The organism is Streptomyces sp. WAC 04229 (genome assembly GCF_003947455.1).
GTDB lineage: Bacteria > Actinomycetota > Actinomycetes > Streptomycetales > Streptomycetaceae > Streptomyces.
The window spans coordinates 1-23,806 of the sequence record NZ_QHJH01000101.1; the positions used below are offsets into that span (position 1 = coordinate 1).

The 23,806-nt window shown below is 73.1% G+C and carries 19 protein-coding genes; 5 read left to right on the forward strand and 14 right to left on the reverse strand.

The genetic code is table 11. The features are described 5' to 3' along the window. Positions 1-107: 107 nt before the first annotated feature. The 9 genes from DMH12_RS23990 to DMH12_RS24035 all read right to left on the reverse strand — a co-directional run bounded on the left by DMH12_RS23990 (position 108) and on the right by DMH12_RS24035 (position 10,036). Positions 108-722, reverse strand: a complete 615-nt coding sequence (locus DMH12_RS23990) for a hypothetical protein (RefSeq protein WP_125493540.1) — start codon at positions 720-722, stop codon at positions 108-110. Between the two features lie 106 nt (positions 723-828). Then, positions 829-2,286, reverse strand: coding sequence for an adenosylhomocysteinase (ahcY, locus tag DMH12_RS23995; protein WP_125493541.1), 1,458 nt, complete (start codon positions 2,284-2,286; stop codon positions 829-831). Between the two features lie 273 nt (positions 2,287-2,559). Next, the gene (locus DMH12_RS24005; RefSeq protein WP_125493543.1) at positions 2,560-3,540 is read right to left on the reverse strand and encodes a cation diffusion facilitator family transporter; all 981 of its coding nucleotides are present in this window, start codon (positions 3,538-3,540) and stop codon (positions 2,560-2,562) included. A 154-nt stretch (positions 3,541-3,694) separates the two neighbouring features. Continuing rightward, complete coding sequence (gene manA / locus DMH12_RS24010) at positions 3,695-4,846, reverse strand: mannose-6-phosphate isomerase, class I (RefSeq protein ID WP_125493544.1); 1,152 nt, start codon at positions 4,844-4,846, stop codon at positions 3,695-3,697. Positions 4,847-4,907: 61 nt separating this feature from the next. Continuing rightward, entirely contained in the window at positions 4,908-6,035 is a 1,128-nt protein-coding gene (locus DMH12_RS24015) for an SIS domain-containing protein (protein ID WP_125493545.1), read from the reverse strand. A gap of 85 nt (positions 6,036-6,120) precedes the next feature. Beyond that, positions 6,121-6,291: a Trm112 family protein gene (locus DMH12_RS24020; protein WP_125493546.1), complete on the reverse strand. Its 171-nt coding sequence runs from the start codon at positions 6,289-6,291 to the stop codon at positions 6,121-6,123. A gap of 127 nt (positions 6,292-6,418) precedes the next feature. Beyond that, positions 6,419-7,783: a phosphomannomutase/phosphoglucomutase gene (locus DMH12_RS24025; protein ID WP_125493547.1), complete on the reverse strand. Its 1,365-nt coding sequence runs from the start codon at positions 7,781-7,783 to the stop codon at positions 6,419-6,421. Between the two features lie 79 nt (positions 7,784-7,862). Beyond that, entirely contained in the window at positions 7,863-9,479 is a 1,617-nt protein-coding gene (locus tag DMH12_RS24030) for an L-lactate permease (RefSeq protein ID WP_125493548.1), read from the reverse strand. A gap of 137 nt (positions 9,480-9,616) precedes the next feature. Then, positions 9,617-10,036, reverse strand: a complete 420-nt coding sequence (locus tag DMH12_RS24035) for a DUF3499 domain-containing protein (RefSeq protein WP_030404308.1) — start codon at positions 10,034-10,036, stop codon at positions 9,617-9,619. Positions 10,037-10,330: 294 nt separating this feature from the next. Here DMH12_RS24035 and DMH12_RS24040 point away from each other — a divergent pair, with 294 nt between their 5' ends. Next, on the forward strand, positions 10,331-10,783 hold the full coding sequence (locus tag DMH12_RS24040; RefSeq protein ID WP_185832498.1) for a metallopeptidase family protein: 453 nt from the start codon (positions 10,331-10,333) through the stop codon (positions 10,781-10,783). Between the two features lie 38 nt (positions 10,784-10,821). On the opposite strand, the gene DMH12_RS24045 is transcribed toward DMH12_RS24040, so the two are convergent. The 3 genes from DMH12_RS24045 to DMH12_RS24055 form a co-directional block, all read right to left on the reverse strand. Further along, entirely contained in the window at positions 10,822-12,318 is a 1,497-nt protein-coding gene (locus DMH12_RS24045; protein ID WP_125493549.1) for a DUF5719 family protein, read from the reverse strand. Then, entirely contained in the window at positions 12,315-16,100 is a 3,786-nt protein-coding gene (locus DMH12_RS24050; RefSeq protein WP_125493550.1) for a glycosyltransferase, read from the reverse strand. Before DMH12_RS24050 ends, DMH12_RS24045 begins: the two co-directional genes overlap by 4 nt. A gap of 183 nt (positions 16,101-16,283) precedes the next feature. Next, entirely contained in the window at positions 16,284-16,547 is a 264-nt protein-coding gene (locus tag DMH12_RS24055) for a WhiB family transcriptional regulator (protein WP_003975777.1), read from the reverse strand. A 686-nt stretch (positions 16,548-17,233) separates the two neighbouring features. Here DMH12_RS24055 and DMH12_RS24065 point away from each other — a divergent pair. The 4 genes from DMH12_RS24065 (at position 17,234) to DMH12_RS24080 (ending at position 21,152) form a co-directional block, all read left to right on the forward strand. Next, positions 17,234-17,740, forward strand: coding sequence for a cysteine dioxygenase family protein (locus DMH12_RS24065; RefSeq protein ID WP_125493551.1), 507 nt, complete (start codon positions 17,234-17,236; stop codon positions 17,738-17,740). 44 nt (positions 17,741-17,784) lie between these two features. After that, the gene (gene cofD / locus DMH12_RS24070; RefSeq protein ID WP_125493552.1) at positions 17,785-18,744 is read left to right on the forward strand and encodes a 2-phospho-L-lactate transferase; all 960 of its coding nucleotides are present in this window, start codon (positions 17,785-17,787) and stop codon (positions 18,742-18,744) included. Further along, positions 18,741-20,072 (forward strand): coenzyme F420-0:L-glutamate ligase, encoded by a 1,332-nt coding sequence (locus DMH12_RS24075; protein ID WP_125493553.1) that lies wholly within the window; start codon positions 18,741-18,743, stop codon positions 20,070-20,072. The genes cofD and DMH12_RS24075 overlap by 4 nt, the downstream gene beginning before the upstream one ends. Positions 20,073-20,171: 99 nt before the next feature. Then, the gene (locus DMH12_RS24080; protein WP_125493554.1) at positions 20,172-21,152 is read left to right on the forward strand and encodes a DNA-3-methyladenine glycosylase; all 981 of its coding nucleotides are present in this window, start codon (positions 20,172-20,174) and stop codon (positions 21,150-21,152) included. Positions 21,153-21,378: 226 nt separating this feature from the next. Here the strand turns inward: DMH12_RS24080 and DMH12_RS24085 are convergent, their stop codons facing one another. After that, positions 21,379-22,461 carry an NDP-sugar synthase gene (locus DMH12_RS24085; protein ID WP_125493555.1) on the reverse strand — a complete coding sequence of 361 codons (1,083 nt, stop codon included), beginning with the start codon at positions 22,459-22,461 and terminating at the stop codon, positions 21,379-21,381. Positions 22,462-22,564: 103 nt separating this feature from the next. Next, positions 22,565-23,806, reverse strand: a 1,242-nt coding sequence (locus DMH12_RS24090; protein WP_185832497.1) for a peptidoglycan recognition protein, incomplete at its 5' end; no start/stop codon positions are given.

Sequence of the window (23,806 nt, forward strand, 5' to 3'; positions counted from 1 at the left end):
TCCCTCCCCCGCCGAGTCCCTCCGCCATGCCTCCGGCTGCACCGTCGGACGAACGTCCCGGTTCCGGTACCGGGTTCGTGCCGCCCGCGTAGCTTCACCGCGTTGCGTCACGGGAACGCGGACGGCGGTGACTCCAGGTCCTCCAGCTCGATGCCGGGGGCCGCGAGCACCACGTCGCCGGCGATGTGCACGGCATGCTGCTCCCCGGTGTCCAGGGCTGTGACCTGGTATTCGTCCACGGTGAGGGGGCCGTTGTCAGTGGCGTGTGCTTCTCTCTTCAGCAAGGCCCAGGACTGGTCCACGGTGCGGGGGGCGAGGACCGGGTCGGTGAGGGCGACGAGGCGCAGGCGTGTGGCTGATCCGGAGGGGGTGAGGCGCAGGAGACGGGTGACGGCGACGAGGAAGGCGGGGGAGCTGCCGGTGAAGGCGTGGGCGCGCACATTGCCTTCGGTGGCGTGGACTCCGGTGGGGTCGGTACGGACCCAGGTGATGCCGTCGATGGCCGCGCCGCGAACCTGCCAGTCGGCGGCGTGGAGTTCGAGGCGGATGGGGCGGCCGAGTTCGTCGAGGGCAAGGTCGACGGAGCCGTGGTGGTCCGCGGTGGGGGTGGTCAGCCGGGAGACGTAGCGCCAGCCGGATGGACCGGGAGCGCACTGGAAGTGCTCTTCTGCGAGGGGGGTGTGGTCATGCGGGTCGTGGAGCGAATAACGGCCGCGGGGCATGGTGGTCCTGGAGGGTGACGGGCTGCTGTTCCGGCCGCTGAGGCGCCAACGGGGCAGGCCCCCGGCACGGGGGTGCGGGGGCCTGTCTCGGAGGAGCCGTCAGGGCTCAGTAGCGGTAGTGGTCCGCCTTGTAGGGGCCCTCGACCTTGACGCCGATGTACTCGGCCTGCTCCGGGCGGAGCGTGGTCAGCTTGACGCCGAGGGAGTCGAGGTGGAGGCGGGCGACCTTCTCGTCCAGGTGCTTGGGCAGCACGTACACGTCGGTCGGGTACTCGTCGGGCTTGGTGAACAGCTCGATCTGGGCCAGCGTCTGGTCCGCGAACGAGTTGGACATGACGAACGACGGGTGGCCGGTCGCGTTGCCCAGGTTCAGCAGGCGGCCCTCGGAGAGGACGATGAGGACCTTGCCGTCGGGGAAGGTCCAGGTGTGGACCTGCGGCTTGACCTCGTCCTTGACGATGCCCGGGATCTGGGCGAGGCCGGCCATGTCGATCTCGTTGTCGAAGTGGCCGATGTTGCCGACGATGGCCTGGTGCTTCATCTTGGCCATGTCCGCGGCCATGATGATGTCCTTGTTGCCGGTCGTCGTGACGAAGATGTCGGCCTGGCCGACCACGTCTTCCAGCGTCGAGACCTGGTAGCCGTCCATCGCCGCCTGCAGGGCGCAGATCGGGTCGATCTCCGTGATGATCACGCGGGCGCCCTGGCCGCGCAGGGACTCCGCGCAGCCCTTGCCCACGTCGCCGTAGCCGCAGACGACGGCGGTCTTGCCGCCGATCAGGACGTCGGTGGCGCGGTTGATGCCGTCGATCAGGGAGTGGCGGCAGCCGTACTTGTTGTCGAACTTCGACTTCGTCACGGCGTCGTTGACGTTGATGGCCGGGAACAGCAGGGTGCCGTCGCGGTGCATCTCGTACAGGCGGTGGACGCCGGTCGTGGTCTCCTCGGTCACGCCGCGGATCTCGGACGCCAGCTGGGTCCACTTCTGCGGGCTCTCGCTCACCGTGCGGGTGAGCAGTTCGAGGATGACGCGGTGCTCGTCGGACTCGGCGGTGTCGACCGAGGGGACCTTGCCGTCCTTCTCGTACTCGACGCCCTTGTGGACGAGGAGGGTGGCGTCACCGCCGTCGTCCAGGATCATGTTCGGGCCGCCGGTGGGGGTGTTCGGCCAGGTCAGCGCCTGCTCCGTGCACCACCAGTACTCCTCCAGGGTCTCGCCCTTCCAGGCGAAGACCGGGATTCCCTGGGGGTTGTCCGGGGTGCCGTTCGGGCCGACGGCGATGGCGGCGGCCGCGTGGTCCTGGGTGGAGAAGATGTTGCAGGAGGCCCAGCGGACTTCGGCGCCGAGGGCGACGAGGGTCTCGATGAGCACGGCGGTCTGCACGGTCATGTGCAGGGAGCCGGTGACGCGGGCGCCGGCGAGGGGCTGGGCCTCGGCGTACTCCTTGCGGATCGCCATCAGGCCCGGCATCTCGTGCTCGGCGAGGGTGATCTCCTTGCGGCCGAACGCGGCCAGGGAGAGGTCGGCGACCTTGAAGTCCTGTCGGTTGTCGACAGTCGTCATTACGGGCTGCTCCTCGGGTTGGGTCGAGGTGGGTACGGCTGACCTGCGCGGCGGCGGACACGGGTGTCCCGGAAGAGGACACAGGCATGCCCGCGTACGCGCAGCGCAGTCCGTCGGAGGCCCTCTCTCCCTCGGCCGGTCCGTCCTGGACCGCCCGACCGCCATCAGCAGCGACGTCTGGCTCCACCCCAAGCTACACCGCGGGCGCCCGCGGTCCCCAGTCCGCCTCCGAACACTTCCGGACGTTCATGACGGCGCGGAGGCCCGTGGGCGTCAGTGGGCTTCGGGCGGTGTGGCCGGGCCGCCGGGGGTGGCCTCGGGGTCCGGGCCCTTGGCGGCCTCGGACTCGCTGTAGATGTCGGGCTCCAGGTAGATGACGCGGGCGATCGGGACGGCGTCGCGGATACGGGACTCGGCGGCGTCGATGGCGGAGGCGATCTCGGTGGCCGTGCCGTCGTGGCGGACGGCGATCTTGGCGGCGACGAGCAGTTCCTCGGGGCCGAGGTGGAGGGTGCGCATGTGGATGACACCGGTGACCGTGTCGCCCGCGACGATCGCGGTCTCGATCTGCTGGACCGCCTCGGTGCCGGCCGCCTCACCGAGCAGCAGGGACTTGGTCTCGACGGCCAGGACCAGCGCGATCAGGACGAGCAGCACGCCGATGCAGAGGGTGCCGATGCCGTCCCAGACGCCGTCGCCGGTGAGGAGGGCGAGGCCGACGCCGCCGAGGGCGAGGACCAGGCCGACGAGGGCGCCGAGGTCCTCCAGGAGGACGACCGGCAGCTCGGGGGCCTTGGCGTGGCGGACGAACTCCTTCCAGGACTTCTTCCCGCGCAGGGTGTTGGACTCCTTGATGGCGGTCCGGAAGGAGAAGGCCTCGGCGATGATCGCGAAGACCAGCACGCCGACCGGCCAGTACCAGTGCTCGATCTCGTGCGGGTGCTTGATCTTCTCGTAGCCCTCGTACAGGGCGAACATGCCACCGAGCGAGAAGAGCACGATGGAGACGAGGAAGGCGTAGATGTAGCGCTCGCGGCCGTAGCCGAAGGGGTGTTGGGGGGTGGCCTCGCGCTGGGCGCGCTTGCCGCCGAGGAGCAGGAGTCCCTGGTTGCCGGAGTCGGCGAGGGAGTGCACGGACTCGGCGAGCATCGACGACGATCCACTGAAGAGGAACGCCACGAATTTCGCTACCGCGATCGAGAGGTTGGCGAGCAGTGCCGCCACGATCGCCTTGGTTCCGCCTGACGCGCTCATGTGTCGCGTTGTCCCTTCGCCTTCGTCTGCGTCCGTACGCCGGTGGGGGCGCGGCCGGTGAACGGCTTTGCCCCTCCTTTGCGGTGCGCCATTGTTGCAGCCCGCGCGGGCCCCGACGTGCCGGATGCCCCTTCGTCCGCCCCTCAGACGTGTGTCAGACGAGCACGGTGGCGCGGAAGAGCGTGCCGGTTCCGGACACTTCGGCCTTTTCGCCCGCGGCGACGAACACCGACTGTCCCGGGGTGAGTTCGTGTTCGCCGGCTCGCACGGTACCCGCTGTGCAGAGCAGGATCTGCGGGGTGGGCAGGGTGAGGTCGTGGGCGCCGGTGCCCTCGGGCAGGACGTGGCGGGACAGGCGGAACTCCTCGATCGGGGTCTCGTAGACCTCTTCGCCGTCCGGGGAGGCCTCCGGGCGCAGCACGCCGGGGTCGCCGGCCTCGAAGCGGACGATGCGCAGCAGTTCCGGGACGTCGACGTGCTTGGGCGTGAGGCCGCAGCGCAGGACGTTGTCGGAGTTGGCCATGATCTCGACGCCGAGGCCGTTCAGGTAGGCGTGCGGGATTCCGGCGCCGAGGTACAGGGCCTCGCCGGGCTGGAGCCTGACGTGGTTGAGGAGCATCGCGGCGAGGACGCCGGGGTCGCCCGGGTAGTGGTGGGCGATGTCGGCGTAGGGGGCGTAGGCGCCGCCGAGTCGGTCGCAGGCGGCCGCGACCTCCGTGACCGTGCGGGACATCTCCGCGGGGTCGGCCGTGAGGACGGCGGTGAGGACCTCGCGCAGGGCGGCGTCCTCGGGGTGTGCGCGCAGCAGGTCGACGTACGGCTTGAGGGAGGCGACGCCGAGGCCGTCGAGCAGGTCGGCCGTCTCGGTCGGCGGGCGGAAGCCGCACAGGCCGTCGAACTCGGTGAGGGCGCAGATCAGTTCGGGCTTGTGGTTGGCGTCCTTGTAGTTGCGGTGCGGGGCGTCCAGGGGGATGCCCCGCCGCTCCTCGTCCTCGTAACCGGCCCTGGCCTGGGCGAGGTCGGGGTGGACCTGGAGGGAGAGCGGGGCGCCGGCGGCGAGGAGCTTGAGGAGGAAGGGCAGCCGGGGGCCGAACTTCGCGACCGAGGCGGCGCCCAGTTCCTTCTCGGGGGCGGCGTCGACGACCTCGGCGAGGGTGCCCCGGCCGGTGCGGGAGGGGGCGCCGGGATGGGCGCCCATCCACATCTCCGCCTGCGGTTCGCCGGTCGGCTCGGTCCCGAGCAGGGTCGGGATCGCGGTGGTGGAACCCCAGGCGTAGGGGCGGACGGTGTTGTCGAGGCGGTCCATGGGCTCTCTCTGCCGGTGCGTGTCCTGTGCGTGCGGTGCGTTCCCGATGGTGCGTACGGGATCAGGCGCCCGAGGCGAGCGCCAGGTAAACGGCCGCGAAATCCGTGATGGCGATCAGTTCGGCGAGGGTCTCCAGTTCGCCGCCCGCTTCCGGCTCCAGTTCGCTCATCGGCGTGTCGTGGCTGAGGGCCAGTTCACGGGCGTTGGGGGCGGCGGTGAGACCCCCGCCGGGGCGGTCGCGCAGGAGCACCACGCGCGCGTGCAGGGCGGGTGCCTCCTCGACGCGGTCGCGGAAGAAGTCGTCGGGGTCGGCGCCGGCCGCGAGGCGTCCGGCGAGCAGGGCGGTGTGCGCGCCGAGCGCCTCGGGCAGGTCGGCGACGACGGCAGGGGTGCCGGACAGTTCGGCGAGCGCGGCGGCGAAACGGCGTCCGGCGGGACCGGCCGAGGTGCCCTCGGTCCAGATCACCGGGAGGGAGTCGGCCAGTTCGGCCGCCAGGGTCTTGGCGGGGTTGCTGTACGTCACGATGGCGGGCCCGCAGCGTTCGGCGATGCGGTCGAGGCGGTCGGCGATCTTCTCGACGGCCTCGGGCGGTGCGTCGAGCAGGGCGGTGCGGTCGAGGAGTACGAGCAGCGGCGTGAGCAGCGCCCACAGGACTCCGGGGGCGGCACCGGCCAGGGGTTCGTCCTGGTCGTAGGGGGCCGTCGCCATCGGGATGAACAGGCCGTGCGCGGCGTTCACCGACTCGCTGAGCGGGCAGCCGGCGGGGGCGACGGCGACGACCGTGCAGCCCCGGCGGTAGGCCTGTTCGGCGAGCAGGGAGAGGCCCGGCTCGGTGCCGTCGGGGGTGGCGATCAGCAGGAGGTCCACGGAGCCGGCCCAGCCGGGCAGTTCCCAGCGCAGGGCGCCCGCGGCGGGGGCGACGCCGGTGGGGGCGAGGCGGGTGACGGGGCTGCCGGCGCCGGCGAGGGTGCCGAGGAGGTCGGCGGCGTGGGTGGCGGCGGCGCCGGGCCCGGCGATCAGGACCGCGCGGGGGCGGCCGTCGGGCTTGAGGTTGCCGACTCCGGCCTCGGTGGCGTGCCGGGCGGCGGTGCGTACGCGGGCACCGGCCTCGGCGGCGCCGCGCAGCAGGCCGCGGTGGTCGGCCTCGGTGAGGCGCTCCGGGGTGTCGAGGAGCGATTCGTCGAGCATGGCGGCAGGTCTCCGATCGCCGGGGCGTTCGTTCGTTTGCGCGGGGTCGCCGAGTGGCCGGGGTGCCGGGTCGCTTCGCCGTCGGTCAGGCGGGGCGGCGGGCCTCGTCGACGAGGAGGACGGGGATGCCGTCGCGCACCGGGTAGGCCAGGCCGCAGTCCTGGCCGGTGCAGAGCAGTTCCGCGTCCTGCTCCTTGAGGGGGGCGTGGCAGGCGGGGCAGGCGAGGATCTCCAGGAGGCCGGCTTCGAGCGGCATGGGGGTTCCCTTCGGGGGCGCTTCGTATGGTGCGGATGTGCTGGTCAGGGTACCGCCGGTGGGGACGTGGTGGAGGGGCGCCGCCTCTCTTGCGGCCCCGCCGGGAGCCTCCGCCCCCTGGGCCCCCTCACCCCCTGATGATCGCCAGCGCCGCGTCCCGCACCTTCGTCATCGTCGCCTCGTCGCGGGCCTCCGCGTTCAGGCGGAGCAGGGGCTCGGTGTTGGAGGGGCGGACGTTGAACCACCAGTCGGCCGACGTGACGGTGAGGCCGTCGAGGTCGTCCAGGGTGATGTCGTCGCGGCCGTCGTACGCGGCCCTGATCGCGGCGAGGCGGTCCGCCTGGTCGGCGACGGTGGAGTTGATCTCGCCGGAGCCGGCGTAGCGGTCGTACTCGGCGACGAGGGCGGCCAGCGGGCCCTGCTGGGAGCCGAGGGCGGCCAGGACGTGGAGGGCGGCCAGCATGCCCGTGTCGGCGTTCCAGAAGTCGCGGAAGTAGTAGTGCGCGGAGTGCTCGCCGCCGAAGATGGCGCCGGTGCGGGCCATCTCGGCCTTGATGAAGGAGTGGCCCACGCGCGTGCGTACCGGCGTGCCGCCGTTCTCCTCGACGACCTCCGGGACGGACCAGGAGGTGATCAGGTTGTGGATGACCATGCCCCGGCCGCCGTTGCGGGCGAGTTCGCGGGCGGCCACCAGGGCGGTGACCGCGGACGGGGAGACCGGGTTGCCGTCCTGGTCGACGACGAAGCAGCGGTCGGCGTCGCCGTCGAAGGCGAGGCCGAGGTCGGCGCCCTCCTCGCGGACGCGCTTCTGGAGGTCGACGAGGTTGGCCGGGTCGAGCGGGTTGGCCTCGTGGTTGGGGAAGGTGCCGTCCAGCTCGAAGTACATCGGCACCAGGTCGAGGGGCAGTCCGGCGAAGACCGAGGGGACGGTGTGGCCGCCCATGCCGTTGCCCGCGTCGACGACGACCTTCAGGGGGCGGATGGCGGTGAGGTCGACCAGGGAGCGCAGGTGGGCGGCGTAGTCGGCGAGGGTGTCGCGCCGGGTGACGGTGCCCGGCCGGGAGGCCGGTTCCGGGGCGCCGGTGTCGCTCCAGCGCTCGACGAGGGCGCGGATCTCGGCGAGGCCGGTGTCCTGGCCGACGGGTGCGGCACCCGCGCGGCAGAGCTTGATGCCGTTGTACTGGGCCGGGTTGTGCGAGGCGGTGAACATGGCGCCCGGCAGGTCCAGCGCGCCGGAGGCGTAGTACAGCTGGTCGGTGGAGCACAGGCCGATCTCGGTCACGTCGGCGCCCCGGGCCGCGGCCCCGCGCGCGAAGGCGCCGGACAGGCCGGGCGACGAGGGCCGCATGTCGTGCCCGACGACGACGGCGCTCGCTCCGGTCAGCTCGACGAAGGCCGCGCCGAACAGCTCGGCCAGCGGCTCGTCCCACTGGTCGGGTACGACACCGCGCACGTCGTACGCCTTCACGATCTGCGACAGATCAGCAGCCACGGCCAACCTTCCTGAAAGTCCCGTCGGTGTGCACAAACTACCCGCACCCACCGACCGGCCGTCGCGCGGTCGCCGAAGGTCAGGGCAGCATCCAGCCCAGGACGACGGTGGACTGGCCGACCACGATCAGGCACATCACCAGCAGCAGACCGAGGCTCCAGGGCAGTACCTTGCGCAGCAGGTCGCCCTCGCGGCCCGCGAGTCCGACGGCCGCGCAGGCGATGGTGAGGTTCTGCGGGGAGATCATCTTGCCGAGGACACCGCCGGAGCTGTTGGCGGCGGCGAGCAGTTCGGGAGAGAGACCGGACTCCCGCGCGGCGGTCACCTGGAGGGCACCGAAGAGCGCGTTGGCCGAGGTGTCGGAGCCGGAGACGGCCACGCCGAACCAGCCCAGGACCGGGGAGAGGAAGGCGAGCCCGGCGCCCGCCGCGGCGACGAAGTGGCCGATGGTGGCGGCCTGCCCGGAGAGGTTCATGACGTAGGCGAGGGCCAGCACCGAGGTGACGGTGAGGATCGCGAACCGCAGTTCGTGGACGGTCGCGAGCCACTCCTTGACCGCCACGCGCGCGTGCACACCGAGGACGACGGCCGTGACCAGCCCGGCGAACAGGACGAGCGTGCCGCCGGTGGAGACGATCGGCCAGGAGAAGACGTTGCCGCCCACCGGATTGCCCTCGGGGTCGGCCACGTCCAGGAACGGCCAGTCGTAGGTCTGGGTCGCCCGGGCCAGCCAGTCCTTGACCGCCGGGATCTGCGCGACGGAGAAGACGGCGACGATCAGGGCGTAGGGGGCGTAGGCGCGCAGCACCTCCCGGCGGGAGTCGACCTCGTCCAGTTCCTCGCTGCGGGCGCCGGTCAGGACGGCCGCCCGGACGGGTTCGGCGGCGGGCCTGCGGGAATGCGGTACGGCGACCAGGGCGCCGGCCCCGACCAGGGCGGCGACGATGTCGGCGAGCTGGACGGAGATGTAGTTGGAGGCGACGAACTGGGCGACGGCGAAGGCGACTCCGCAGGCCGTCGCGGGGATCCAGGTCTCGCGCAGTCCGCGCCGCCCGTCCACCAGGGTGACCAGCAGCAGCGGGACGATCAGGGCGAGCAGCGGGGTCTGGCGGCCGACGACGGAGGCGACGTCGTCCAGGGGCAGCCCGGTGACCTGGGCCAGCGTCACCACGGGGGTGCCCATCGCGCCGAAGGCGACCGGCGCGGTGTTGGCGACCAGCGCCACGACGGCCGCGCGGACCGGGTCGAAGCCGAGCGCGACGAGCATGACCGAGCAGATCGCGACGGGCGCCCCGAAGCCGGCCAGGGCTTCCAGCAGGGCGCCGAAGCAGAAGGCGACGACGAGGGCCTGGATGCGGGGGTCGTCGGACAGCCGCCCGAAGGAGCGGCGCAGGATGTCGAAGTGCCGGGTGCGGACGGTCATCCGGTAGACCCACAGGGCGTTCACGACGATCCACAGGATGGGGAAGAGGCCGAAAACGGCCCCCTGGGCGGCGCTGGAGGCCGTCTGGTCCAGCGGCATGCCGTACGCCAGCCACGCCACGAGGACGGCCGCCAGGAGACCGGTGAGGCCCGCCAGGTGCGCCTTCATGCGGACGACGCCCAGCAGGACGAGGACGATCACCAGGGGCAGGGCCGCCACCAGGGCGGACAGGCCGAGCGAACCGGCGACGGGTTCCAGTTCCTGCACGTACACGGGCGCCTCCCCGGATTCCGCATTGCGAAAGCGTTTTCTCGCGGCTTCCGGAATGGTCGTGTCCGCGACAAGGTGACGTCAATGGGTGTGCAGCAACGGATGTGACGGGAGACGCCGAGAGGGGCGAACGCCCCTGCTCAGTTGTCCGGCGAGCGCAGCACGCGGAGATGGCCGCGGCGCGCTACCTCCATCGGGTCGGCCGTGCGCCCGCCGCCGGCCTCGGCCGCCCGCTCCTGGGGGCGGGCCGCCTCGCGCACCGCGTTGGCAAGCGCTTCCAGGTCGTCGCCGCTGGGGCGGGCCGGGGCCGACCCGTCGAGCAGACGGACGACCTCCCAGCCGCGGGGGGCGGTGAGGCGCTCGGAGTGCTCGGCGCACAGGTCGTAGCAGTGGGGTTCGGCGTAGGTGGCGAGCGGGCCGAGGACCGCGGTCGAGTCGGCGTAGACGTACGTCAGCGTCGCGACGGCGGGACGGCCGCAGGCGGTGCGCGAACAGCGACGTACAGGGCTCACGATGTTGGACGGTACCGCACTCTTGAGCGGGCCGCGACGACTCTCCACCAGGTCACACCTCCGTGTCGTGGCGTGAAACGCCCTACGAGAGGCTCGGAACACACCCCGGTGACCTGCGCGGACGCCGGTTTCCGGGCGGCGGGACCGCCTGGGAAGCGGTCACGACCTGATACAAACAGCAACATTTGCCTTGAGTTCCACGGTCGCGGAGAGATGCGGAATCGATCCCAACCTTGGCTGGAATGCTCATTCGGCGACAAGCCGCGTCTTGGGCCTCGGCGCTGTCCGGTCCGCGTGTGCGGCCGGGCGCGCGACCTCGGCGGGGACTACCCTTCACCAGTGATGGACAACCCCGTGACGCCCCGTGATGCCGGTCGCCCAGGGCCCCGCCGTCGTGATCGCCACGGCCGGGGCATGCGCGGTCCGGTGGCGCCCCCGCAGGTGCCGCTCGCCGCGAGCCGCGGCGAGGTGTTCGCGGACCTGGTGCAGGACTCCGTGGAGCGCCTGGAGCGGCGGTGGCCGCAACTCGCCGACATCGATTTCCTCGTCCTCGACGTGCCCCGCCTGGACGGGCCCGGGGAGAGGTGGAACGACGAGGCGGTCCCGCTCGGCGGCACGGTGCCCTCGCGTGAGGGCAGGCGGGGGCGGGTGGTCGTGTACCGGCGGCCGGTGGAGATCCGGACCAAGGGCCGGGACGAACGGGCGGCACTGGTGCACGAGGTCGTCGTGGAACAGGTCGCCGAACTGCTGGGGCTGACGCCGGAGACGGTGGATCCGCGGTACGGGGAGGACTGAGGGCGCGGGACGCCTTCCCCCCTCCCCCGTCGCGCGCTCTACCTCTGCAGCACCGAGAGGTCTTCCTCAGCGTTCGGCACCGAGACCGTCCCCCGGTCGTCGGGGAGGGTCTGGACGGTGAAGGACGCCACGTCGTCGTCCGAGACGGTCAGGGTGCGGGACGCGTGGACCGGGCCCCCGGAGACGGTCTCGACGGTGAGTGCGTAGCCGCCCTTGAGGCCCGCGGGGACAGGCGCCTCGACGTTCTGGGTGGTGCCCGCCTTGACCGTGTACGTCTTGGTCGCCGTCGTGCCGCCCTGCGTGCCCGCCGACGCCGTCACCTTCACCTCGGCGCCCTCGCCGGGGGCGGTCAGGGCCAGGGTCGTGCCCTTGGCGCGGTTGTCCGCGGCCGTCGCGCGCGCTCCGACCGGCTCGGTGGCCGGGATGAACGCCGACTCCTGCTCGCCGCCCTTGCCCCGTACGACCCGGACCGCGGCCACCACCGGCACGGCCCCGTCCGTCGGCGTCAGCACCAGCGAACCCGCCTCGCCGCGCGTGACCTCGCCGAGGTCCACGCCCGTCGTCATGCCGGCCTTGACGTGCACCGTCTCGTGTCCGGCGGGGGTGATCAGCCCCGACGGCGAGGCGAGCCGCACCTTCAGGTCGGCGTCGGTGCCACCGGGGGTGAACAGCACCAGGCGGACGGCGGTCGCGTCCTTCGGGATGCCCGGCAGGACCAGGTCTCCCGCCGGGTCCGCGGCCGCGGTCAGCCAGTCGCCGCCGGTCTTGTCGTCCAGGGCCTGGACCGCGGCCCCGACCCGCCCGCTGCGCACGCCGACGTGGACGGTCACGTCGGTCTCCTCCACGTCGGCGAGCGTGGACAGCAGCAGGGACTCGGTGCCGTGCGGCGGCACCGTGACGCCCTCCCCCACCGTGGACTCGAGGGCTCCGTCCTTGCCGTAGAGCTCGATGTCGACGACGGCGGCCGAGTCGTCCGGGTTCGTCAGGTGGACGTAGTCGGTGCGGCCGGCCGCCGTGCTGGCGCCGGGGAACCAGAACTCCGTGTCCGGGGCCGTGCAGTTGACCCCCTGGAGGCCGCGGCCCGTCCCGGCGGCGACCTCTGTGGTCTGCTGCACCGTCCAGCCGGGGGCCTGAGCGCCCTCGGCGGTGCCGATCAGCGCGGGCGTGCCGGAGCCGGAGGTCGTGCCGGTGGCCGGGGTGCCGGGCTCCTTGGGCTCGACGGGCGGCTTCGCGGCCTTCTCCTTCTTCCCGTCCTTGGCGTCCCCGGACTCGTCGCCCCGTGGCGCGGTGGTGAGGCCCGCCTCGCCCTTCTCGTCGGCGCCCTTCGTGACGGGCGTGAACGAGGTGTACTGGGTCTCGGCGAGGTCGGAGGTGCTGGGCGCCGGGCAGAGCAGGCTGGTGCGCTCCACGGGCAGCCGGGCGGCCGGCGCGGCGGTGTCGGCACCGGAGCCGTCCGGGGTGGCGACCGCCGCGAATCCGGTGACGGCGGCGAGCGCGGCCGCGCAGGCGATCAGGGACAGGGTCGTGCGCTTCACTGCTGGCTCCCGTCGGGACGCTCACTGCCCGTGCCGTGGGGGTGGTGGGGCTGGGAGGGGTCGTACGTCGCGTCGTAGCCGGCCTGGCCGTACGCCTGGTCGTAGGCGGGGTCGTACCCGCCCTCCTGGAGCTGGGCCTGCGCCTGCTCGCCGTAGGCGTGCGGGGCGTACCGGTCCGGCTCGTACGGGGCGCCGCGGCCGTCCTGGTAGGCGTCCGCGGGGTAGGCCTCCGGCTGGTACGGCTCCTCCTGCCGGTACGGCTGCTGCGCGTAGGCGCCCTGGTCGTACTGCTGCTGGGCGCCGCCCTGGTACTGCTCCTGGCCGTAGGCGTCGTAGGTGCCGTACTCGGTCCGGTACCCCGTCGAGTCCCACTCGCCGTACGCCGGCTGCTGCGGGACCGGCGCCGGGGGCACCGGAGGCGCCGCGGGTGGTTCGGGCACCTCGGGGGCGCCGTCCGCCGGTGCGGCCGGCGGCTCCGCGTCCGTCCCGGCCTCGGCCTCCGCCTGGGCGCGCAGTCGCCGGGCCCGGCGTCCCTCGCCCTCCAGGGCCTCGGCGGGGATCAGCGGCTCCTCGGGCAGGTCGTCATCGACGTCGCGGCGCCTGCCGGGCAGCGCGAGGACGACCAGGACCACGGCGAGCAGGCCCTGGGCCCACAGCCAGACGGTGTGGGTGAACGGGTCGTCGTAGGTGACGTCCAGCCTGCCGCCGGAGGCGGGGAGTTCGAAGCCCTGGGCCCAGCCGTCGACCGTGGTGCGACTGAGCGGCTTGCCGTCCAGGGTCGCGGTCCAGCCCTCGGCGGCGGTGTCGGCGAGGCGCAGCACGCGGCCGTCGGGACCCGGTTCGATGTCGGTGTGGATGTCGACCGGTCCGGCCGCCACGGGCTGGGGTTCACCGGTGGCGGAGTCGCCGCCCGAGACGATGGTCGCGCGGGCGACCTCCTGGTCCACCCGCCACAGTCCGCTGCCGTCCTGCTGGCTGAGCCTGCTCAGGCCGGGGGTGGCGTCCAGGACTCGGGTGACCTCGCGGGGCGCGCCCCTGTGCACGAGCACGTAGCGCACGGCGAAGCCGCCGAGCTGGTCCGCCTGGTCCGCTCCGGAGCCGGCCACCAGGTTGGCGACGATCTTGTCGAGGGTGCCGTTCTCGCCGTCACCGGCGGCCAGTTCGCCGTCGCCGAGGCGGGCTCCGGAGCCACGGACCAGCATGTATCCGACGTGGGCGGTGGAGTCGCTGTCGAGGACGAGGGTGCGGGCCTGGTCGCGGGTGCGGCTCTCCTCGGCGACGAACGCGGGCACCTGTGCGGGGTCGCGTCGCTCGACGGGGCCGTCGGCGCCCCCGATCATCCACCCGGTGGCGGCGATCAGCGGGCCGACGGCCGAGGCGAGGGCGATCAGCGCGGCGACGGGCTGGCGCCAGCCGAAGCTCTGCTCGGCGACGCGGGAGCGGGCTCCGTCGGCGCCGAGGGTCGCGGCGGCCAGCAGGGCGATGCCGTAGACGAGGGTGGCGGGGCCGGCCCAGGTGGAGCGGTTGGAGAGGACCGCGAAGACGAGGCCGGCCAGGGCCACCGCCCACGCGGCCCGGATGCCCAACTGCCGCTCGGAGCGCAGCAGGGCGGCCAGCGCGGCCAGCACGATGCCGATGAGGACCAGCCCGCCGACCGTCCCCGGGCCGCCGGGGCTCGCGCCGAGCAGGTCGAGGGCGGAGGCGGCCGACGAGCCGTAGTCCAGTCCGGCCTCGTCGAAGAAGCCGAAGGGCAGCAGCGACAGCGACCAGGGCGCGAGCAGCAGCAGGGGGGTGCCGAGCTGGGCGAGGAAGCGCAGTCCGTAGGCGGTGATCTCGCCGCGGCGCAGGGCCAGGACCCCGAGGCCGAGGACGAGCGCGAGCGGCCACACGACGGGTGTGAAGGCGGTGGTGACCGTCAGCAGCAGCGCGTACGCCCAGGTGGCGCGCCAGCTGCCGCGGGCGCCGGACGTGCTCGTCAGGCCGGCCGCCGCGACGCCCGCGCGGGCGATGAGCGGCAGCAGCACGGCGAGGACGGCGGTGCCGACGCGGCCGCCGGCGAGGGCGCCGGTGGCGGCGGGCAGGAAGGCGTAGGCGACGGCCGCCCACGCGCGCAGCAGCCGGGACATGACCAGCGGTCGGGACGCGAAGTACGCGGTCGCGCCGGCCAGCGGCACCGAGCCGACCAGCAGCAGGGTGACGGCGGTGCCGGTCGAGCCGAGCAGCACGGAGGCCAGTGCCGCCAGGATCGCGAGGTAGGGCGGGGCGGAGGCGGTGCCGCCGGTGCCGACCGTGTGCCAGGCGTCCGCGTAGCGGGACCACAGCTCACCGGCGTCGGCCGGGGCGGGCAGCAGCGCGCCGCCCGCGAGGGCGCCGCCGCCGAGGAGGGCGCGGCAGGCGGCCAGGGAGGCGAGCAGCAGGATCAGGAAGAGCACCGGGCCGGGCTTGCGGGCGATGCGCTTGAGGCGGGCGAACTGCTCGATCTCCAGGAAGTCGGCGTCGTCGCCGCCCGGTCCGGACTCGATGCCGCCGCCGTGCCGTCCGGCGCCCGCGGCGGTCTCGGCCTCGGAGCTGCCGACGAGGTTGCCCGCGACCTGTTCGACGGTGACGCGGATGGTCGCGCCGGGGGGCGGGAACAGGGGGCGCAGTTCGTCCTTCTCGACCTGCGGGCTGCCGCGTTCACGCCGGGCGGCGATGATGCGCTCGGGGCGCAGCAGCACGCCCAGCAGGCCCCGGATCTCGTCGAGTGCCTGCCCGGGCACCTTGCCGACCAGATAGGCGAGGGTGCGCAGCAGCGTGCCGAGGACGATGCGCAGCAGCACCCAGGGCAGGGCGGCCGTACGGACGTTGACGAGGAGGGTGTGGACGGCGCCGGCCTTGTCCACCTTGTGCGGGGAGGCTGTGGTGCGGCCCGCGCAGTCGACGGCGCGGCGCTCGCGGGAGGCCGCCTCGGCGTGGCGGACGACCGCCTCGGGGGCGATGAGGACGCGCAGTCCGGCGGCGTGCGCACGCCAGCACAGGTCGACGTCGTCGCGCATCAGGGGCAGCCGGCGGTCGAACCCGCCGAGCCGCTCGAAGACATCACGCCGGATCAGCATGCCGGCGGTGGACACCGACAGGACGGGCCGGACGTGGTCGTGCTGTCCCTGGTCCTGTTCGCGGCGGTCCAGGCCGGTCCAGCGGCGGCCGGAGTTGGCGATGGAGACGCCGACCTCCAGCAGTTGCCGGCGGTCGTACCAGCCACGGAGCTTGGGGCCGACGACGGCGACGTCGTCGCGGCCGAGTTCGTACTCGGTGTCCACGACGCGCAGCAGCTGGGCCAGGGCGTCGGGTTCGGGGGCGCAGTCGTCGTGCAGCAGCCACAGCCACTGGACCGGCTCGCCGTGGGGCAGTTCGGGCAGGTCGTAGGCGTCGTCGCGCCAGGTGCGCGTGACGGGGTCCCAGCCGCTGGGCCGCTTCAGGTACGGCAGGTCGTCCGGGGTGAGGACGGGGACGGTGCGGGCCGCCTCCTCCACGGCCTGGCCGAAGCCGGTGCGCCGGGCGAGGTGCAGCACGTGGTCGTGGCCGAGGGCTTCGCCGACCAGCCGGGCCGAGTCGTCGGCGCTGCCGGTGTCGGCGGCCACGGCGTACTGGACGGGGCGCTCCTGGCCGAGCAGCCCGGCGAGCGCGTCGGGCAGCCAGCGGGCTCCGTCGTGGGCGACGAGGACCGCGGTCACGACGTGGCGCGGGAACTCAGGTGTGGCAGCGAGGTCTTGCTGGGCTGCCGTGTGACTCTGCACGGACATCGAGGTACGGGCCCCGGTTCGGTGGACTGCGGTGGACGCCCGTGCCTGTGGGGAATGGCGGGGCGTCTCGGACGAGCGCCCACACTATCGGCTGGACAGCAAGAGGGCCCGCCGCCTGTGGACAACCCACCTGCGAGGGGCCGTTCCCGCTGGTCCCGCCGTCGCGCCGGTTCTGGCGCCTCGTCAGACGGCGGCCTTCTTCAGCCGACGGCGCTCCCTCTCGGACAGGCCGCCCCAGATGCCGAAGCGCTCGTCGTTGGCGAGGGCGTACTCGAGGCATTCGGAGCGGACCTCGCAGGCGAGGCAGACCTTCTTGGCCTCGCGGGTGGAGCCGCCCTTCTCGGGGAAGAAGGACTCGGGGTCGGTCTGGGCGCACAGTGCGCGCTCCTGCCAGCCGAGCTCCTCGTCCGCGTCGTCGACCAGCAGTTGCTGCACCAGCTCGGTCATGTGCGCCCCTCGTCTGTCTTCGCGTCCCCGTGATCCGGCCGTTACCGATTCCGGCTAAACGACACGAGTGAAATTACAAGTGCGCTGCTCCGGGCGAGTCAAGCCGAGATCTGCTATTGAGCCCCTTATTCACTCTGCGGAACCAAGGCAAAGCGGAAAGTGTTCAAATCGCCATAAACCTTGACATCCCAAAGAGGCCCGGCCGGGCACTCGACCCGCGCTCCGCTCGTACCGGGGAAGACGCCCTGGCGTTCGATCCCGTTCCGATACACACGCCGAAGCGAACCTGATCACATTCGGGTCACAGGATCACTACGGAGGTTGTGCGCCCGGCTTGTGCGCCATGTGTCCCGGGACCCCCTTGAGCAAACCTTTCCCCTGCAAGATGAACCGGAAGAGGTGAACCATGTCCCACATACCGGGCATCGAGTTGACAGTGCCGGTGTGAACCGGTGTCCTTGTGGGCATGCTCGCGAACTTGGCGCTCACCTCGACCCGCACCGCCGGGTCCCACGGTGCTGCCCGCGCTCGCTGTAGCTGTTGCCGCTGTTCCAGCTGTTGAGCCAACCGCGCTCCGGCTGTCCCCAGAGTCCATGCGACTCGACGCTCCATGTCCCGCCCCACCAGGGCGTTCTTGGTCATCCGTTCCACCCGCCGCACACTTCCGCCGAGGAACCACCGCACCCATGAACAGCGACAGCGACCTCCAGATCGCCGGCGACATCCTCGAAGTCCCCCACCTCCTCCAGACACCCCGTGAGCACCCGGCCACCGTGGCCGAGTTCGCCGGGCTGGCCCGCTCCCTCGCCGACGACCGCTCCGAGTGGGAGCACCTCGTCCGGTACGACGCGACGACACGCTGGTACCACCGGCTGCGCACCGGCCCGGGCTACGAGGTGTGGCTGCTGTCCTGGGTGCCGGGACAGGGCAGCGGACGCCACGACCACGGCCCCTCCTCCGGCGTGTGGACCGTCCTGGAGGGGACCCTCACCGAGCACACGGAGCGCGGCACGCGCGCGTTGCGGGCCGGCACCCAGCGCGTGTTCGCACCCGGGCACGTGCACGAGGTCGTCAACGACGCGCTGGAGCCCGCGGTCAGCCTGCACGTCTACTACCCGGGCCTCACCGAGATGCCCATGCACGCTCCGCAGTGCTCGGCCGCCGCGTCGGGGCCGCGGACACCGGCGCCGTGACGACTGCCTGACGCGGTGTCGTACCCGCCTGCGAGACTGGGGCCATGCGCATTGTGGTTCTGGCAGGCGGCATCGGCGGTGCCCGGTTCCTGCGTGGTCTGAAGCAGGCCGCGCCCGACGCGGACGTCACCGTCATCGGCAACACCGGGGACGACATCCACCTCTTCGGTCTGAAGGTCTGCCCGGACCTCGACACGGTGATGTACACGCTCGGCGGCGGCATCAACGAGGAGCAGGGCTGGGGACGGGCCGACGAGACCTTCCACCTCAAGGAGGAGCTGGCGGCGTACGGCGTGGGGCCCGAGTGGTTCGGCCTAGGCGACCGCGACTTCGCCACGCACATCGTGCGGACGCAGATGATCACCGCGGGCTTCCCGCTCAGCGCGGTGACCGAGGCCCTCTGCGACCGCTGGAAGCCCGGGGTGCGCCTCATCCCGATGACCGACGACCGCGTGGAGACGCATGTCGCGGTCGAGCTGGAGGGGGAGCGCAAGGCGGTCCACTTCCAGGAGTACTGGGTACGGCTGCGCGCCTCCGTCCCCGCCGAGGCGGTCGTGCCGGTCGGCGCCGAGCAGGCCAAGCCGGCGCCGGGCGTCCTGGAGGCCATCGCCGAGGCGGACGTGATCCTCTTCCCGCCGTCCAACCCGGTCGTCTCCGTCGGCACCATCCTCGCCGTGCCCGGCATCCGGGAGGCGATCGCCGACGCCGGGGTGCCCGTGGTGGGCCTGTCGCCGATCGTGGGGGACGCGCCCGTGCGCGGGATGGCCGACAAGGTGCTCGCGGCGGTCGGCGTGGAGTCCACGGCGGCCGCGGTCGCCGAGCACTACGGCTCGGGGCTGCTCGACGGCTGGCTGGTCGACACGGTCGACGCCGAGGCCGTCACCCGCGTGAGGGCGGCCGGCATCCTCTGCCGCGCCGTACCGCTGATGATGACCGACCTCGACACCACGACGCAGATGGCCCGGGAGGCGCTGACGCTCGCCGAGGAGGTGCGGGAGGCATGAGCGACGGCACGCGCGAGGACGCCCCCGGCCGTCCGGAGGGCTACCGGGTGTGGGCCCTGCCCGGCCTGCCCGAGGTGCAGCCCGGCGACGACCTCGCCAAGCTGATCGCCGCGGCCGAGCCCGGGCTGGCCGACGGGGACGTGCTGCTCGTCACCTCCAAGATCGTGTCCAAGGCCGAGGGCCGCGTCGTACGGGCCGCCGACCGGGAGGCCGCGATCGACGCGGAGACCGTGCGGGTGGTGGCCCGGCGCGGGCCGCTGCGCATCGTCGAGAACCGGCAGGGGCTGGTCATGGCGGCGGCCGGCGTCGACGCCTCCAACACCCCGTCCGGCACCGTCCTGCTGCTCCCCGAGGACCCGGACGCCTCCGCGCGCGGCATCCGCCGGGGACTGCGCGACACGCTGGGCGTCGACGTGGGCGTCGTCGTCACCGACACCTTCGGCCGCCCCTGGCGGGCCGGGCTCACGGACGTGGCGATCGGCGCCGCCGGGGTGCGGGTCCTCGACGACCTGCGCGGCGGCACGGACTCCCACGGCAACCCGCTCGCCTCCACCGTCGTCGCCACCGCCGACGAGCTGGCCGCGGCGGGCGACCTGGTCAAGGGCAAGGCCGCGGGTCTGCCGGTCGCCGTCCTGCGCGGACTGCCGCTCCTGGTGGCCGACGACGACGCGGAGGGCGCGCGGGCGATGGTGCGCGGCGCGCGCGACGACATGTTCCGGCTGGGCACCTCGGAGGCGGTACGGCAGGCGGTCACCCAGCGCCGTACCGTACGGGCCTTCACCGACGAGCCGGTCGATCCCGGGGCGGTGCGCCGGGCGGTCGCGGCCGCGGTCACGGCACCGGCGCCGCACCACACGACGCCGTGGCGGTTCGTGCTCCTGGAGTCCGCGGAATCCCGCACCCGGCTGCTGGACGCGATGCGGGACGCCTGGATCGCGGACCTGCGGCGGGACGGCAAGAGCGAGGAGTCCATCGCCAAGCGGGTCCGGCGCGGGGACGTCCTGCGCAACGCGCCCTGCCTCGTCGTCCCCTGCCTGGTCATGGACGGCTCCCACACGTACGGGGACGCGCGGCGGGACGGGGCCGAGCGGGAGATGTTCGTCGTCGCCACCGGCGCGGGCGTGCAGAACCTGCTCGTCGCGCTCGCCGGGGAGCGGCTGGGGTCGGCGTGGGTGTCCTCGACGATGTTCTGCCGGGACGTGGTGCGGGAGGTGCTGGAGCTGCCGGGCGACTGGGACCCGATGGGTGCGGTGGCGGTCGGTCATCCGGCCGAGGAACCGCGCGCGCGGCCGGAGCGGGACGCGGGATCGTTCATCGAGGTGCGGTGAGGCCTCTACTCTCGTAGAGGCAGCTCTCTCCCTTTCTTCTTCCGCTTCCCTTCCTACTCCTCTTCCGCTTCTCCCTCGTTTCGCTCAAGGACCTCACTCGTGGCAGGACGTTTCGCTCCCCGGCCCCCGCGTGCCGCTGTGCGCGGCGGGATACCCCGGCAGGGGGTCGCGCCGGGCCGGGTACGGGTGTGGGTGCCGGACGGGCCGCTGGAGCTGGGGCTGGTGCTCGGGCCGCTGCGGCGCGGGCCGGGCGATCCGACGTTCCGGACGACACCGGACGGGGCCGTGTGGCGGACCAGCCGCACACCCGCCGGACCGGGCACGCTGCGGGTCACCGCGCGCGGTGACGAGGTCCGGGGCGAGAGCTGGGGGCCCGGGGCCGAATGGCTGCTGGATCAGCTGCCGCGGATGCTGGGCGCCGAGGACGACCCGTCCGCGTTCGTGCCGAGGCACCGGCTGCTGGCGCTGACGCGGCATCGGCGGCCGGGGCTGCGGCTGACGCGGACCGGGCTGGTGCTGGAGTCGTTGATCCCCTCGGTCCTGGAGCAGAAGGTCACGACGCTGGAGGCGTACCAGGCGTGGCGGCTGCTGGTGCGGAAGTTCGGGGAGCCGGCGCCGGGGCCCGCGCCCGGGCGGATGTGTGTCATGCCGTCGGCGCGGACGTGGGCGCTGATCCCGTCCTGGGAGTGGCACCTGGCCGGGGTGGACGACAAGCGGGCCTCGACGATCCTGCGGGCCGTACGGGTCGCCGCGCGGCTGGAGGAAGCGGCCGGGATGGAGCCGGCGGCGGCGCAGGCGCGGCTGGAGGTCGTACCGGGGATCGGGCCGTGGACGTCGGCGGAGACCGTGCAGCGCAGTCATGGGGCACCGGACGCGGTGACGGTGGGCGATCTGCATCTGCCGGGGATCGTGGGGTTCGCGCTGGGCGGGGACCGGTACGCGGACGACGCGGAGATGCTGCGGCTGCTGGAGCCGTATGCCGGGCAGCGGCATCGGGCGGCTCGGCTGGTGCTGCTGAGTGGGCGGGTGCCGGGGCGGCGGGCGCCGCGGATGGCTCCGCGCGGTATCGAGCGGATCTGACCGGGCGGGGTGACGCTGCGGCCGGCGTGGGGTGGGTGACGCGGGCCGGCGTTCACGTCGCACCCGGCGTGGGCACGGGCCGGGGGTGGGTGACGCTGCCCGGCGCTTGCCGGGTGCCGCCCGCGCCCACCCGTGCCGCCCCAGGCGGCACATGTGCCCGCGGCTTACGGGGCCCATGTGCCCGCGGTACGGGGGGGGGCAGCCACCCCCGCTCAGCCACGCAGCGTTACGCGTCCGAGGAGAAGCGCAAGGACGCCGCGGGGATGTGGGCGTCGCACCAGATGCGGGCGCCGGAGCGGAGTTCGTTGTCGGCGCCGATGATCGCGCCGTCGCCGATGACCGTGTCGCTGAGGACCGAGCGGGTGCCGACGCGGGCGCGCGTGCCGATGAGGGAGTCCGTGATGACGGCGCCGGGCTCGATGACGGCGCCGGGCAGGATCGTGCTGCCGAAGACGCGCGCGCCCTCCGCCACGAAGGCGCCCTCGCCGATCACCGTGCCGCCGGCCAGCTTCGCGTCGGGCGCGACCTGGGCCGTGGGCAGGACCAGGCGATCGCCGCAGCGCCCCGGTATCGCCGGGGACGGGGCGCGGCCGAGGACCAGGTCGGCCGAGCCGCGCACGAAGGCCGCCGGGGTGCCGAGGTCCAGCCAGTACGTGGAGTCGACCATGCCCTGGAGGTGCGCGCCGGTGGCCAGGAGTTCCGGGAAGGTCTCGCGTTCGACCGAGACGGGCCGCCCCGCCGGGATCGTGTCGATGACCGAGCGGCGGAAGACGTACGCCCCCGCGTTGATCTGGTCGGTGACGATCTCCTCCGGGGTCTGGGGCTTCTCCAGGAAGGCGAGCACCCGGCCCGTGTCGTCGGTGGGGACCAGCCCGTACGCCCTCGGGTCGGTGACCTTCGTCAGGTGCAGGGAGACGTCCGCGCCCGTCGTCTCGTGGGTGCGGACCAGCGCGCCGATGTCCAGGCCCGTCAGGATGTCGCCGTTGAAGATCAGGACCGGCTCGTCCGGCCCCGAGTGCAGCCGGGACGCCACGTTGCGGATCGCGCCGCCGGTGCCGAGCGGCTCCTCCTCGGTGACGTACTCCAGGTGCAGCCCCAGCGCCGAGCCGTCGCCGAAGTACGGTTCGAAGACCTCGGCCAGGTAGCTCGTCGCGAGCACGATGTGGTCGACGCCCGCCGCCTTCGCCCGCGCCAGCTGGTGCGTGAGGAACGGCACCCCGGCGGCCCGGACCATGGGCTTCGGGGTGTTCACCGTGAGCGGACGCAGCCGCGTGCCCTTGCCGCCGACCAGGAGGATCGCTTCTGTCACCGTCGTCTCTGCTTCCTGCCGGGACCGGCCGAACTGTGTTTCGGCCGGCCAGTGTATGCAGACCGTTCCTCGGCGCCCTCGACGGCCGTGCGGTGTTCCGCCCTCAGCGTCCCTGGTACTGAGCCGCCTTCGAGCGGCTCGTGTCGAGCTTGCCGTAGAGCAGCCTGCCGGGGCAGTTCGTCGCGAAGCCGTCGCGGTGACCTGAGATGACGTTCAGTCGTACGTTCCTGCCTTTTCGGTAGAGATTGCCACCGCCGGACTTCAGGTATGTCTTCCCGTCCGGATTCATGCCGTAGATGCCGAGCTTCCACGCGGTGAGCCGCGCGATCGCCTTCACGGCGGCCGAGGACGGCTTCCTGTCGCTGTACGTGCCGAGAACGGCGATGCCCATGCTGTTGGAGTTGAACCCCAGGGTGTGGGCGCCGAGCACCGCCTTGGACACTCCCCCGGCGAGGCCCTCGTAGATGTTTCCGCACTTGTCGACGAGGAAGTTGTAGCCGAGGTCACGCCAGCCCGTGCTGTGGACGTGGTAGCGGTAGATACTGCGAATGACTGACGGCGCCTGTGCGCAGCGGTAGTTGTTGCCGGTGGCCGAGTGGTGCACGAAGGCGGCCTTGACCTTTTTCGTGTACTCGAACCCCTTCTCCCGCAGCCCCTCGTCCGCTCCCCAGCCGTGGCGCGTGGTGATGCTCGGGCGGGCGCCGACGTACGGCTTGGCCTCCTGCCCGGTGCCGAGTTCGGCCTCGGTCCGGGCCTGGCTGAGGGCCGGGATCTCGGTGGCGCCGAGCGGGGCGAGGCCGGCGTTGACGGCGGAGGCGGCGAGCGCTTCGGCGGACGCGTCGGACGCCGCCGTGGTGCGGGGCCCGTCCTCCGGTCCGTCCTCCGGTCCGGGTGCCGCCGGGGGCGGGGCACCCTTGCCGGGGTCGACGAGTTCGAGGCGCATGCCGGCGGGGAGCGCCGACGCGGTGGCCGCCGGGACGGCTCGGGCGGCGGCCTCGGGCGCGGTGTCCGCCCGTACCCGCACCTCCACCCCGTCGGACTCGCCCACCCACAGGGGCGCGGTGGCGCCGCGGACCCGGTCGGAGGTGCCCTCCGTGGTGCCGGGATCGGCGGCGTGGTCGGCGTTGTGGGTCTCCAACTCCTGCCAGTCGGACCAGGCGCCGGTGGCGGTCGCCCGCGTACGGACCTCGACGCGGCCGTGCAGTTCGGTGCCCGGGTTGTCCCAGACGACGCCGACGAGCGAGAAGTGCCGTACGTCCCGGCGGGGCAGGCCCTGTGCGGCGGCGCCGGGGGCGCGGTCGCGGGCGAGGGGGGTGAGAGGCAGCGACTGGGTGCCGCCGGGGGC